The sequence below is a fragment of the Streptococcus equinus genome (genome assembly GCF_900104225.1).
GTDB lineage: Bacteria > Bacillota > Bacilli > Lactobacillales > Streptococcaceae > Streptococcus > Streptococcus equinus_D.
The window spans coordinates 63,817-76,599 of sequence record NZ_FNJK01000003.1 but is presented as its reverse complement, the minus strand read 5'-3'; the positions used below and the strand labels follow the sequence as shown (position 1 = coordinate 76,599).

The 12,783-nt window shown below is 34.4% G+C and carries 15 protein-coding genes; 1 reads left to right on the top strand and 14 read right to left on the bottom strand.

The features are described from left to right. Window positions 1-4 precede the first annotated feature (4 nt). Window positions 5-619 carry a signal peptidase I gene (gene lepB, locus BLP98_RS05555; protein ID WP_074482439.1) on the bottom strand — a complete coding sequence of 205 codons (615 nt, stop codon included), beginning with the start codon at window positions 617-619 and terminating at the stop codon, window positions 5-7. Window positions 620-933: 314 nt separating this feature from the next. Between lepB and BLP98_RS05550 the strand changes: the two genes are divergently transcribed. Next, a complete protein-coding gene (locus BLP98_RS05550; protein WP_074482310.1) occupies window positions 934-1,509 on the top strand; it encodes a TetR/AcrR family transcriptional regulator in 576 nt (191 codons plus the stop codon). Between the two features lie 112 nt (window positions 1,510-1,621). Here the strand turns inward: BLP98_RS05550 and BLP98_RS05545 are convergent, their stop codons facing one another. The 13 genes from BLP98_RS05545 to esaA form a co-directional block, all read right to left on the bottom strand. Further along, window positions 1,622-2,356 carry a hypothetical protein gene (locus BLP98_RS05545; protein WP_074482309.1) on the bottom strand — a complete coding sequence of 245 codons (735 nt, stop codon included), beginning with the start codon at window positions 2,354-2,356 and terminating at the stop codon, window positions 1,622-1,624. Further along, window positions 2,349-2,810 carry a DUF5085 family protein gene (locus tag BLP98_RS05540; protein ID WP_074482308.1) on the bottom strand — a complete coding sequence of 154 codons (462 nt, stop codon included), beginning with the start codon at window positions 2,808-2,810 and terminating at the stop codon, window positions 2,349-2,351. The genes BLP98_RS05545 and BLP98_RS05540 overlap by 8 nt, the downstream gene beginning before the upstream one ends. Window position 2,811: 1 nt before the next feature. Beyond that, window positions 2,812-3,240, bottom strand: a complete 429-nt coding sequence (locus tag BLP98_RS05535; protein ID WP_074482307.1) for a hypothetical protein — start codon at window positions 3,238-3,240, stop codon at window positions 2,812-2,814. A 12-nt stretch (window positions 3,241-3,252) separates the two neighbouring features. After that, window positions 3,253-3,996: a hypothetical protein gene (locus BLP98_RS05530; RefSeq protein WP_142349360.1), complete on the bottom strand. Its 744-nt coding sequence runs from the start codon at window positions 3,994-3,996 to the stop codon at window positions 3,253-3,255. Between the two features lie 7 nt (window positions 3,997-4,003). After that, window positions 4,004-4,750 carry a hypothetical protein gene (locus tag BLP98_RS05525; protein WP_074482438.1) on the bottom strand — a complete coding sequence of 249 codons (747 nt, stop codon included), beginning with the start codon at window positions 4,748-4,750 and terminating at the stop codon, window positions 4,004-4,006. Beyond that, a complete protein-coding gene (locus tag BLP98_RS05520) occupies window positions 4,741-5,721 on the bottom strand; it encodes a hypothetical protein (protein ID WP_074482305.1) in 981 nt (326 codons plus the stop codon). The genes BLP98_RS05525 and BLP98_RS05520 overlap by 10 nt, the downstream gene beginning before the upstream one ends. A gap of 36 nt (window positions 5,722-5,757) precedes the next feature. Then, the gene (locus tag BLP98_RS05515) at window positions 5,758-6,066 is read right to left on the bottom strand and encodes a DUF4176 domain-containing protein (RefSeq protein ID WP_074482304.1); all 309 of its coding nucleotides are present in this window, start codon (window positions 6,064-6,066) and stop codon (window positions 5,758-5,760) included. Beyond that, window positions 6,059-6,940: a hypothetical protein gene (locus tag BLP98_RS05510; protein ID WP_081341170.1), complete on the bottom strand. Its 882-nt coding sequence runs from the start codon at window positions 6,938-6,940 to the stop codon at window positions 6,059-6,061. The genes BLP98_RS05515 and BLP98_RS05510 overlap by 8 nt, the downstream gene beginning before the upstream one ends. Before the next feature lie 5 nt (window positions 6,941-6,945). Next, complete coding sequence (locus BLP98_RS09315; protein WP_159427429.1) at window positions 6,946-8,544, bottom strand: T7SS effector LXG polymorphic toxin; 1,599 nt, start codon at window positions 8,542-8,544, stop codon at window positions 6,946-6,948. Continuing rightward, entirely contained in the window at window positions 8,534-9,196 is a 663-nt protein-coding gene (locus tag BLP98_RS05495; protein WP_074482302.1) for a DUF4176 domain-containing protein, read from the bottom strand. Before BLP98_RS05495 ends, BLP98_RS09315 begins: the two co-directional genes overlap by 11 nt. Continuing rightward, window positions 9,196-9,477 carry a variable surface protein mvspG gene (locus BLP98_RS05490; RefSeq protein WP_074482301.1) on the bottom strand — a complete coding sequence of 94 codons (282 nt, stop codon included), beginning with the start codon at window positions 9,475-9,477 and terminating at the stop codon, window positions 9,196-9,198. The genes BLP98_RS05495 and BLP98_RS05490 overlap by 1 nt, the downstream gene beginning before the upstream one ends. A gap of 11 nt (window positions 9,478-9,488) precedes the next feature. Then, entirely contained in the window at window positions 9,489-9,905 is a 417-nt protein-coding gene (locus BLP98_RS05485) for a YwqH-like family protein (RefSeq protein WP_074482300.1), read from the bottom strand. Between the two features lie 69 nt (window positions 9,906-9,974). Then, a complete protein-coding gene (gene esaA, locus BLP98_RS05480; RefSeq protein WP_074482299.1) occupies window positions 9,975-12,776 on the bottom strand; it encodes a type VII secretion protein EsaA in 2,802 nt (933 codons plus the stop codon). Between the last annotated feature and the right edge of the window lie 7 nt (window positions 12,777-12,783).

Here is a 12,783-nt window from a genome sequence, read left to right as displayed (position 1 = left end):
CTTGTTACTCAATTGCTCCTAAACGCGTTAGCGGCCAAATCCGAAAGGTTAATTTTCCAACGATTTGATCTTCACTAACCGTACCAACTGCTTTATTTCGAGAATCTATTGACACACTACGATGATCTCCCATAACAAAATAATGACTATCAGGAACTTGATAGGGTAAATTAATATTAGTCTCTCCGTAAGCCCTTTCACGTTTTTGCAAATAAAGCTCTTTCAATTTTTTACCATCAACAGAGACATTACCTTTTTTATCTATGTTGACCCATTGACCAGATGTTGCAATCACACGCTTTACTAGAATCTTGTTATTATAATAAAAAGCCACGACATCACCTTGCTCCAGATTTTTACTATTAACGGAGATTATCATATCTCCAGCTTTCAAATTAGGTGTCATAGAATTACCATAAATTTGTAGAACTGGTAACCAAATGCTCGCTACTAATACTGCTGACGCAGCCACTGTAATCAAAGCAAAAATTGTTCCTCTGAGCGTCTGAAAATAACGCTCTCGATACTTTACTTTGCTTAGTTCTTTTAATAGTTCCTTTGAATCAGGTAAATCACTTATGCTTATTCCTTGCGTCCTGACAGTACAAAACTTTTTCATTTTGACTACAAATCCTTTTTCGTTTCTAATGACTCCTAACAAACTCCTAGGCTTAATATGACAGCCTTTTTTAACCCGATCTCCTTTTTTCCGAATTAATTTTATCCTCATATCTAGTAAAAAGCTATCATTTTTTATTTACACTCCGTAAACCCAAAAACAATAAAATTAGAAAAAAGATAGACATAATGTTAATTTATCAAGGTTTACAAGGTGTAGATTAGCTAGAATAGGCAATTATCTTTCTTTTCTAATAATGAGAAAAACTCTTTTGTTTTATGGTAAAATACAAACTATCATTGGAGGAAAACACTATGGCAAGATACACACGTGAAAAAATCATAGGTGCCTTTTTCGAATTAGTCGCAGAAACTCCCCAAAAGACAAACTTTACCATCTCTGAAATTGCATTAAAAGCTGGTGTTTCTAGACAAGCAATTTATCAGAAACACTTTAGAAATTTTAATGAAATTATCACTTATGTCGACGACTACATCATCTGGGAAATTCGCCAGTGGTGTCGTCATTATGATAAAGAAAAAGATGGCAATCCCTTGGATTATGTTGCTGATAACCTGCTACCTTTTGTCTACGATAAAAGAGAACACTTAAGACTCTTACACACAGCTGCTATTACCCAACCATTTGAAGATACCATCGTATCTACCTACACTGAGTGGGCAATAGACATCATTCGTCCCCAAAGCGAAACCTTTAATCTCCCCAAAGACGTCTTAACCAAAATTATCGTGGAACAAATCGTTGTCATTATCAAAATTTGGCTTCTTCAAGAAGCACCTATGCCACCCAAAGAATTTAAAAAAGACTTTTTAAAATTAGCAAAAGCACCTTTATATTCTTACTACACAATGGAAAATCAAAAAAGCTAGAGATTAAATCTCTAGCTTTTTTGTATCTACTCAAAACGAACATTGATTTTAAAGTTTCTAATTATTAACAACCTATCCCCAAATTATTGATAGCTAAGCAATTTATAATATTTTAAAGCTCATCAATCTCTTCTGGATGTTGTTTGGCATAAAGCGCCGCATAAAAAGCGTCTACAACCAAAGCTGGAAAAACAAGTGAAAATAGTATTCCGATAACTAGCCCAAATACATTCTCCAAGTAACCTGTTAAAAGTGGTGGAACAAAGACAACCAAACCGAAGATAAGCAAAAAATTACTTGAGAATAACTTATTATCGTAACTATTAAATTTCGATTCTTTTTCTCGGTATGCACCATTTGTACGACGATCTCGTCTGTAGAAATATGGATATACAAAGAAGGTCATGATAAAAGAAATGAGTATCGTTAAAATAATAAAAAATAATACTAACTTAGAAGAAAATATACTAAAATCTGATGGAACTGTAGAATTATTTTTAGAAATAAATAATACCAAACCGATAAAATCAAGCCAATTTAACAACGAAATAAAACTAAGTGCTATTAATATATATGTTAAAAAGCGATGTTTTAAAATAAATTCATCAAAGAATGAAAATACTGCTCCTAGCAAATTAATAACAATTCCACATCCAAAAGCCAGCCTAAACATACCCAAATCATCTGCATACCAATGCTTGATCCCAATAATAAAGAAAATTATTAGAAAAGGAAGCGATAGCCACGGAACTATTTTAATATACCCTAGTTCCACACCGTTCGTGATTAAAGGTCCATGGTAACGTTCTAAAATAACTGTTTCTTCTTGCTTTTTTGATTTACTCAAAACGAACACCTATTCTAATATCTGTATAAACTGTTCCGTTAATCTTTGAAGACATGAAAAAGATTGGTGAAGCCTCTTGGCACTTATCTTCCAACAACATTGCTTGCAACCTATCCAAAGCCTTATCAAAATCTTCAGGTTTCGTACTTGAAGTGCGAACACCATACATGGTCGAAATCGAAAAATAGCTATTAAACTCTGCTAACTCAACTTCTTCTCCCAAATAATCTTCATTTACTGGTAGATAAACCGTGATATCTAACATACCGTCATGTCCTTCTACTTGTGGCGTTGAATAAAACAAGTCCGTTTTTAAAGTATAGCCCGCAGCTGTGATACTATCTAAAGCATCTTTAAAAGCAATCCCAATCTTATCTGCTTCAACAGTATAGTCAATACTCCAAACATTAGACAAGGTTAAAGTCTGATTACGTCCTTCTAAAAGCTCTGCCATCTCAATTCTCCTCTGGAACAATGATATCCGCAAATAGTTGCCCATAAACAGGTGTAATAATCAAAAAGAGCTTGTCAGGAATAGCTAATCCCTCTTCTCTCATATAATCTTTAATACTATTTAAATGTTCATCAAGACCTTCCTCAAAAGGCACTCGCTTACGCACACCTTTAATTTCTAGGCTCGGTACATACGTAAAATCATCAGTTGAGGCAACCTCTGTATTAATCGGAATATAAACATCATAAGTCTGTTTTTCTTCTTGAAATTGTGATGGTGTGATTTCAAAGAATGTTGGACCATCTTTATAAATACCAAATTCAAATGGCAAATACTCTGTATATTCAAATAAAGCTGGCAACTGATCTGCCTCAATACGAACCGTCTTTTTCACCAAATGTGTTTGCTTAATAATAGCTTTTTCAATCATTTTAACTCCCTTTTATTTAAATCTCTCTTTATCAAAACGTTTGTCCTGTAACGTCTCATTTAATGCATTCACTGCTTTACTTTGAACTTCTGAAGCTTCTGTCAAATCAGCACCTTCATCATCCTTGTGACGGAGTGGGTAGAGGATGTACGACCATGCAGTCACTAAACTTAAACCAACTATTAGTTCAAATCCCCAAATAACACATGTAAGATAGGTATCTGATAATCTTAATTCAACAAGCCCATAGATACATAGAATAGTTCCTAGAGCAACAAAAAGATTGCCAAGTATTTTATTTTGTAGCCTACCTTCGACCATATTACCTTCTGAATCTATTGTAAAATAAGCCATTGACAACCACATTAATAGTGGCCACAAAGTTATAGAAACTTCTTGTAGAAGAATAAAGTTTAAATTGCCATTACTAAAGGCAGTTGTTACCGAAATAGGCAAAGTAAAAAAGGCATACACACCAATAAAATATGCTGATAAACCTACTAAAAATTGATTTTTCTTAAAACAGTCCCAAACTGTTAGCAGAATTGAAACAATTCCAATAATAACTCCCAAATCTAAGACAAACTTTTCAAAGAAAACTGGTAATTTCAAATCATCAAACGCTGCATAAATCATAAGAAATATTAATGGATAAAGAAAAATCAAAACTCCTAAGTTTCCTTTACGACTCACTCCACATCTAACATTTTTTTCTTGATTCTTTAATAGTATTTTTAAACGCTCAATTAATCCCATGTGACCATCAATCTTCCTTAATTTCATCTTTATCAAAATGTTGTTCTTGTAACGTATCACTCAATGCATCTACTGTTTGGCTTTGTACTTCTGAAGCAACTGCTAAGTCAGACTTATGACGGAGTGGGTAAAAAACATATTGCCATATAGCTACTAGATAAACAGAAAATGTTACCTCTAATCCCCAAGCTAAATAAATATAATAATATTCCGAAATAAAATAAATCATTGGCACAGCTACAACAACAGCTAAAGCAATTGGAAATATCATAATATAAGCAAAAATTAACTTTTCCTTATCATTTTTTAAAACTCGCCCTTCTTTATCTACCATGAAATAAGCCAAAATAATATAATAAATCATTGGCCATAAAATAATTGATACTTCTTGCAAAGCTACAAAATTTAATCTACCATCTCCCCAAGCTGCCGTTGAAGAGATTGGTAATGTAAAAATGCCATAAATATACATCAAGCACGTTGAAAGTCCAACAAGAAATTGGTTCTTTTTTAAACAATCTATGACTGTCAATAAAAGTGCAGCCCCCCATACAATAAGACCAATGTAAAAAATAGACTTACTTAAATTAAGCGAGAGTTCTGAAGTATTCATTGTTGTAAAAAAACTCCAGAGTATGAAAGGATATAATATAAACAGTCCCGTATAATTTCCAATTCGACTCACACCGCTTTTAATATTTTCTCCTTGATATTTTAACAATATTTTTAGACGCCTAATTAAATTTAAGTCCATGATTTCCAACCTTTCATTCCTTTTACAAAATCACCACAACCTTTAATAAAAGAGTTAACTTTAGATTTTACATTATTAGTTAGATTAGTACTCTTATCAATCTTATCAATCCTATTACTTACAAATATAGCAGCTCCTACTGCTACAATTCCTGTTACTAGTACAGGAGCTGCTGTAAGGCCAAGAACTCCTGTCGCAAAGGCCCCTACAGCAGCCGCTCCTGCTGTAGCTGCAGCCGTACTTGCGACTCCTTTAACAGTGGCTTTGGCAGCATCAACAACAAAACCTGTCGCTACACTGGCTGAAACTTCTGCTCCGTGTAACCCTTGTCTTTTAGCTTGGGTTTTATTTTTTTCAACATTACCAAAAGTCTCAACCACACCATCTACAACATTAAGAACAGCTACACCCTTCGCAAATTTTGAACCAGTTTTTAGAGCTGTTCCAACATTTGATTCCTTAAACGCTGTTTTCACACCTTTAGTGATCCTACCAGATTTCTTGGTAGCCTTAATCACATTTTTAAGTGTTTTTGTATTAAATGCTTCCTCAGCTTCAGAAATCACATTAGATTTTGTTCCTCTTACAACACCTTTCGCAATTTCTTTGGCTTTAGCTACCCCTTTTAAGCCATCTTTTTCAATTGTTTTTAATGACTTTCTGACTTCTTTTGAATAATCCGTTTCACCAAGTGTTTTCATGATTTTTTCAAAACTTTTGGTGACTCTCCCACTATGAAACTTAACAATACTGTGGTGCTCATTCTTTTTCAAAATGTCACTCGTTCCAAAAATAAAATCTAAAACATGATCAACTGTTTTATCAGATTTTTTAATAATTGTACTTCCTACTCCATTTTCTGAGAAACGATATTCAGCATAAGCTGAGGTTGCCCACTTTTTAGCAGTTTTATAGTATTTTTTACCCACCAAGTAAGGTGCTGTGATACTACCAACAGTCGCTTCTATCATTAACACCTACAGAAAAAGCGCAAAAGCGCCTTAAAATCAATCAATCTGTTTTCGTGGAATTTTCAAATTTTCTTCCCACTCATGATAAACTTTTAAAAATCTGTCCTCTTCATCATCATGATAGCCCTCAAAAACAACTTCATCGATATTCTCATGTTGGAAGAATAATGTTGAATTTGTTTGAAGACCTGCTGGATAAAGAGCCCCCATATAATCTGCAAAGACTTGTTCACCAGTTTCTGGATCTTCAAAAATGGCCCCACGACCAACAATAACTATTTTTTGTGTTCCTTCTTCAAGATAAACAATACTTCCAAGTGGTAACAATTCTTTTGATTTATTCATGTTCTAGTAGCTCCTTGTGTTTTTTCAAATATTTCTTTCCATACCATTCTTCAAGAGATTTACCCTCCCATTCACGGTATTCTTCAGGGTATTTGAGTTTGTAATAAGCCTGTAAAAAATAGGGAGTTCCTATAAATATTACAACTGCAGGCATTATAATATTCATTATTAGTAATGCTAATAATATTCCAATATTCTCTAAAAAATTCGAATTTTTTCCTGAAAACACAGAAATTAATTGCTTAATAATAACAGCAACTCCTAATAGCCCCATACCATACATTGATATCAGCTTTGCTATTTTATCAATTTTTCTAAGTTCATTAGTCTCACTATATATTATCTTCCGAGCTCCTCTTAATTCTACCGATACCATAAAATATATTAAAATTATCCAGATAATCATTATTACTAAAACAATCCAAAATGGCAGATTAGAAAGTAGAAGTCCTAAAATTAGCAAATCTAATTCAATATATAAAATAACCATATAGGTAAAATTATGGAATTGATAACGATATGGTAAAATAAATACCTGACTGAAATACTTCCCAACGATTACAAACAATAACCATATACACAACAAAACCAAATAAACCTGCCATGTTAAGAAATTATAATTAGAAGGGTTAAGATGTAATCCATTTGATTGATTATTTGTTAATTCGGTAGAAGCGACTGACAATAAATAATTAAAACAGACTGGGAAAAGCAAAGTTAATATAAAAGCTTGCATTTTAAAACTAAATGTTGGCTTCCCGTTAATAACTTTCCGTGCTAATTTATCATGTTGCTCTTGCTGAAGTTTTCGAAATCCATCGTCTTCTAAATTAAGACTTTCTTCAAAACTTGCATTAAATATTGATTTTTTCATGTTAGTCATCCAACACCTACTGCCTTTCCAATTCCACTAAATGTAGTTGATATAGATTTACCAACAGTTTTAACTGTTTTTCCTATATTTTCTTTAGTTTTATCATAAAATTTCATTGTTAAGTCTTCAGCAGTATCCAGCACTCCTGTCTTATCAAGAATATATATTCCTAATCCAACACCTGCTCCCACAACTGCTCCAGGGAACCCTCCTCCAACCGCTGCTCCAATGGTTGCACCTTCCAACGGTCCTACACTTTTAACTGCTGAGAAGGTCCCAACAATAACACCTTTGCCGATATCTTTAGTCTTTGCAAATTCTTTAGCCCCACCAGAAACACCAGAAACAGCTACATCCGCAAAAGTTACTACCGTGGCAGCTTTCCCGGCAAATTTCACTCCTTTTCCTAAAATTTTAAAAGTTCCACTTACTTCACCACCAGTTTTTGCTGTTTCTGAAATAGCTTTATAAAATTTTGTGGATTTCAAACCTTCTTTTACAATGCTTTTTAGAGGATCAGCCACCTTTTTAGCACCATCAAATACTTTAGATGTCCCGGAAATCATTGCTCCTAATTTAGTATTTTTGGCTGCATTACCAAATTCCTCGTACTTCATTAATCCTTTAAGAACGTAAGTGGCAGCTTTTTCTCCTTTTTCACCAGATTTTGCCAATCTCCACATAATTTCTTTAAAGCCTTCTGACTGTTTTATAGACTTAATAAATTTACTTGGTAAAAGTTTAAAAGCTTCACTTAAATATTTCGCCGCATCACTATCCATAACTTTTTGGAATTCTTTATAATAGTCGCTGCCCCTTTTCTCCAATGTTAACAAAATTGGTGTTGGTAATGAATTTGTTTCTACCATATACCCACTGTATTTAGAGTCATACAAATTCTTGGCGAGTTCGTTTTTTAGCTGGTCTCGTCTAGCCTTACCGCTAACAACAAGCCTAGTTTCTTTAACTTCTGTTTTAAAAGCTGTTTTCTTGTAGAAATCTTTTGCTTTTTTGCTGGTGTATGAGCTACTTCCTAGGTTAGATAAGCTTCCAATTTGCGTATTTTGTTCGTCTAGGATGTCGCCTGCTTCACTGGTGAAGAGGGTATTATTGAAAGTTCCCATGTCTTTGATGGTGTTAGTTAGGACTTTTTTGGCACCTTTGAATTCTGATACGGCATCGTCTGTTGTCACTTTAGTTAGTGTGACAATGTCTGCGACATCATCAATTGCCTTGTTAATCGCGTCAGAGCTTGTCTTCAATTGCTCTAGCGGTGAATCGAACTTATCCACCATTTGTTGCAAGACATCTGTGTCAATAATGGCAGAGTCGCTATTTTCACTCACAATACTCTTAAAAGTGCTGATAAGGTTATCATAACCTTGTGAGATAACGTCTAAGCTATTCACATAATTCGTCAGCAAAGGCACTTGGTAGTTATTGATTTTATTATCAATCGCATCTTTAACATCACCCTTTAGAGCCTCTGAATTGGCTGCGCTTTTTAACTTTTTCTTGGCGCTTGATAGTTGACTCTTTGTTTGGCTGATAGAGCTTTTGAGGCTATCGCGCTGCGATATTACCTCACTCATCTTAATCTTCATAAATCTCTCCCTTTGGATACAACGTTGAGAAAATTTTATCATAAAAATAAGCTCGACGTAACTCTTCATCACAATAATACTTGTCACGCGCATCCGTATAACCTTCTGAAATCACACGTTTAACAAAAAGATTACTAATCAAAAGCGGTTGCGTCTCAAAATCCATGCCATACGGCCAGACATAGCCAATATAATCAGCATAAGCGGTCTGATTATTGACCAAAGCACGGCGTCCTGTAATAACAACATTAAAATCCATATCTTCCCGAGCAAAAGCTGTCACTAAATCTTCAGGCAAAAGTTCCTTATCAAGCTCAACAATGCTACCTAAAGGATAGATTTTGCCAAAGAGCAAGTCCACATAGGATAGAAAAGCTTGAAACAGTGGCAACGACAACTGTAACTGACCATCTGGTCTACTAATCGTCACCTGAGCTAAGTCATAATCAAACTCAAATTCATAAGGTGCTCCAATGACTGGGTGATAATGATATTCATTTTCTTCATCCAGAAAAGCCAGATGACAAGCCGTAAAGACATCAGGGTGTCCAGAAAAAACTAAGGCTAAATTTTCTAAAAAAGCTAAGTCGCCATCCGAAATATCCAGTTTTCTCAAACTTTCTCTAAGTAATGCAATCCATTCATCCTGCATTATTTGCCTCCCTTACTACGTGTGTGCTTAGCTTCATTAGCATCATCATCTGATTTATTTTTACCAGCTTTATACATTTTATCAGCATCATCTTTAGTAAAAGTCTTCAATTTCTTGATTGATGCATTAAATTTATCAATATTCTTATGAAAATCAAGAAATGGTTTTAAAGTTGTTTCTGTAAATGTCAGTGATTTTATTTTACTGATGCCTTTTGTTGAAGAAGCAACGCCATCGGTCAGACTCTTCCACTCTTCTAAATCTACTCCCGTCTTTGCCATAAATTCTCCCCTTACATACTACTTGCAGCCATACGATCATACATCACAGCTTGTTGATCCCAGCTATTGATTTGTGAGGTTAAGCTTGAAATCGTAGTCTCCAGTTCAGCAATTTTATTATTAATAGATGTCAAATTATCATCTTCGCTTGTCTTATAAGTTGATAACTTTTGAAGTGCCGCCGACATTTTTCCTTGATACTTAGCTTGACGGTCACCTACAAAATTTCCTGTGTCAACGTTATTTAAAGTCGACAAGGTCGATTTTTGACTAGAGATTTGACTTAATTCACTGGTAATTTTAGATTTTGCCTTTTCCAATTTTTCTTTTTTGTCCATAGCAGCTGTTCGATTTGAACGTAAACTACTACTATGACTACGACAAGTACTAGCACAATTTTGATAATGTTTTGCTTCTTTGCTTCCCACGGCAATCTCCCCTTTTTTAAAGAAATGCAAGACAATCCAGATGCCAAAAGCATCTGGACTTATCATTGCTTAATTAGATTTTGGTTTACTTGATTTTGTTAAGAAATAAGTCACGATAATTGATAAAATACTTGAAACAATAGCTGTTACAACAATCCAAATGGTATTATCTTTTTCTGCAACGACACCACTTGTTGTTTTCTTCGTGATATTCACTGGATTTGACAAGAAATTCATAACAGCTTCATTATCAGTACCACCACTACGAGCATTTTTGAGCACTTTAGAGAAGTTAGTAGCATAAGTTGTACTGTCTTTAATATTTCCAGCTTGGCTACTGATAAGCTTGTTAGTATTTGCCATGGTATCATCAACATCTTTTTGAATGGTATCAACTTGAGAAACTAATTGTGTAAATTCATCTGTCATTGTTCCCAAAGCTTGATAGTTACTTGTTGTTGATTGCGCATTATCTGATGTTGATTTAACAATTTCTGAAATACTGCTATAAAGAGCATCTCCACTAGAAGCATCAACATAAAGGCTATTGCCGTCAGCATTACCACTTCCGTAAGGAGCTACATTAAGTTCTTTGGCTTGATTATGTGACCAATTTGAATATTCAGCATTCAAACTATCTGCAGCTGAATTATACCACGCTACTAAGTTTTGCAAACCTTGAGCAAAGTAATTACGAGGTAAACGATCATCAGATAGACCTGGCAAGTCATTGATAGCTGATTGCAACTCTGTCATTTCATTTGTTAATTCAGTGTACAAAGTAACACCTGAATTTTTGTAATTATCAACGTCAAGACCTGCAATATTATCGTAAGTCAAATTACCGTACATTTTAACAACTGAGTTAGCAGAAGGATTGGCTACATCTACTTTACTAAAATCAGTTTGTCCAGGTTCTCCGTATAATGTTTGAACCATAGCTGCTGCTGTACTGATATTATTTAGCTGTGCCAAAATAGTTTTCAAATCATCTTTAACCAAAGCAACATCATCTGCAGTATCCGTTACAAATGTTGTATAAGTCATTGGAATAACATTATCACCAATTTTCAACTTAAAGTTAATCGTATGAGTTCCAACTGCAAGTGAATCAAAAGTATAAGCAATTTTCAGGTTTTGAGCACTTGAGATTTGTTTACTTGTTGAACAGTCATCAGCAAAAGCAACGCTTCCTCCTGAAACATCTGTAATCGCAACAGTTGTAGCATCTTGTTTTGTCTCAGTGTTTTCTGTAGTTTTTGCTTGATCATCTTTTGATGCTGATTCAGAAGTATTTTCAGCTTGGTCTGCTGCCTTAGTTGTCGTTGTTACTTGTGTTGATGTTGGAGCTACATTGATAGAAACAACGTTTGATTGGCTAGGTTTAGCATCCTCAGCAGTTAAAAATGAATAAGTTGCTCCACCAGCAGTTGTCACCCCTTTGACTGCTTGGTATTTGCTAAGTAATCCTAACTTAGCTTTATAGCTAGCAACTTCGGCAGATGTGATAGCTCCCATACTTTCTAATTTTGAAAAGAGAGCATTATAATCAGCGCCATTCACATCAATACTTCCCATAAGGTTAGCAATTTCACCCTCGTACTCTGACGGAAGAGTACCACCAAGCGATGTTCTAATCTGATTAGCAAGAGCATCTTTAACTTGTTGATCAGTCACTTGATTTTGAACGTCACTTTTAATCGCTGACTTACGATCTGCTTGATTACCAATGTTTAGATAATTATTCTTATCAAGTCCTAAATCACCGTTAAAGTATTGTGCTGATACTTTTGAACGTGTTTCTTGAACTTGGTTCAATAAATCTGTTAAATGATTACGAGTATTTTCAACTTGTCCACGGTAATTTTCAATAATGCTATTGTAATCTGAAATGCTATTAGCAAATAAATTATAAACAGTCTCACCACCATTTGATTCACTTGTAATAGGTGATGGGGCGTAAAATTTATTTAAGCTACTAACAGCATTGTCATTTAAATGATTATACAAATCAGTATCTGTTTTAAATTGATCAGAAATAGCTGAATTAGCAGTAGCCACATTACTTTTAGCGATATCTGCTTGAAGATCAACAAAACTTTTGACTTCTGGCAACTCACCATTTAAACCATTGCTTGTAGAATTAAGCATTTCAAAGACGCCCTTGGTGAAGTTTGCTTGGCTATCTTCAAAAGCTTTATTGCCTGATTGAAGAGAATTAGCGAAACTTGTCAAACCACTAAGATTTTGACTAGCTTCATTTGATGGTGTGTAAATGTAGTTAGACAAACTTGTGTAACTTGTTTCTTGGTCGTTAACAATGTTAGCGACATTACGTTTGGCATCGTCCAGGTTACCAATAACACTTGAGAAGTACATTTTAATCACACGTTGATTAATCAAGTTCAAGTATGTCCCTACTTGGCTTTCAACATTTTTTTCTTTAACAGTGTCTGTTGATTTTTTAACTTTATAACCAATTTTAGCTTGTGACGGATTAAAACTTTCCAACTGAAGAATTTTGTCTGAAAAGTCGTTTGAAATATAAATAATGACATCTGCACTGCCATCACTATATTTACTTTCAGCTAAACTACGTGGCATGGTAACCCAGTTCTCTTTGGAATCCCCTGCATTGGTTAATAAATTCGTGAATTCTTGACCGAAGTTATAATTGACATTATTTAAGTTACCACCTGCATCTTCATTAACCAAAGCAACGGTCAATCGCTCATCTTTTTTAGCTTTATCAGTTACAGAAACTTCCTTGTCTTGCGTATAGACAAATACTCCTGAGCTAATTGCCAAAATTGAGATAAAAACACTCAAAGCAATCACTACAATACTTGGTTTAATCTTAACTTTTTTCATTTTTCTC

Bases quoted from the DNA above. Each gene is read 5' to 3' on its own strand.
- BLP98_RS05490 (WP_074482301.1), bottom strand. From the start codon at position 9,477: ATGGCAAAGACGGGAGTAGATTTAGAAGAGTGGAAGAGTCTGACCGAT.
- BLP98_RS05510 (WP_081341170.1), bottom strand. From the start codon at position 6,940: ATGAAAAAATCAATATTTAATGCAAGTTTTGAAGAAAGTCTTAATTTA.
- BLP98_RS05540 (WP_074482308.1), bottom strand. From the start codon at position 2,810: ATGGCAGAGCTTTTAGAAGGACGTAATCAGACTTTAACCTTGTCTAAT.
- BLP98_RS05495 (WP_074482302.1), bottom strand. From the start codon at position 9,196: ATGCAGGATGAATGGATTGCATTACTTAGAGAAAGTTTGAGAAAACTG.
- BLP98_RS05515 (WP_074482304.1), bottom strand. From the start codon at position 6,066: ATGAATAAATCAAAAGAATTGTTACCACTTGGAAGTATTGTTTATCTT.
- BLP98_RS05520 (WP_074482305.1), bottom strand. From the start codon at position 5,721: ATGATAGAAGCGACTGTTGGTAGTATCACAGCACCTTACTTGGTGGGT.
- BLP98_RS05535 (WP_074482307.1), bottom strand. From the start codon at position 3,240: ATGATTGAAAAAGCTATTATTAAGCAAACACATTTGGTGAAAAAGACG.
- BLP98_RS09315 (WP_159427429.1), bottom strand. From the start codon at position 8,544: ATGAAGATTAAGATGAGTGAGGTAATATCGCAGCGCGATAGCCTCAAA.
- BLP98_RS05550 (WP_074482310.1), top strand. From the start codon at position 934: ATGGCAAGATACACACGTGAAAAAATCATAGGTGCCTTTTTCGAATTA.
- BLP98_RS05530 (WP_142349360.1), bottom strand. From the start codon at position 3,996: ATGGGATTAATTGAGCGTTTAAAAATACTATTAAAGAATCAAGAAAAA.
- BLP98_RS05525 (WP_074482438.1), bottom strand. From the start codon at position 4,750: ATGGACTTAAATTTAATTAGGCGTCTAAAAATATTGTTAAAATATCAA.
- lepB (WP_074482439.1), bottom strand. From the start codon at position 619: ATGAAAAAGTTTTGTACTGTCAGGACGCAAGGAATAAGCATAAGTGAT.
- esaA (WP_074482299.1), bottom strand. From the start codon at position 12,776: ATGAAAAAAGTTAAGATTAAACCAAGTATTGTAGTGATTGCTTTGAGT.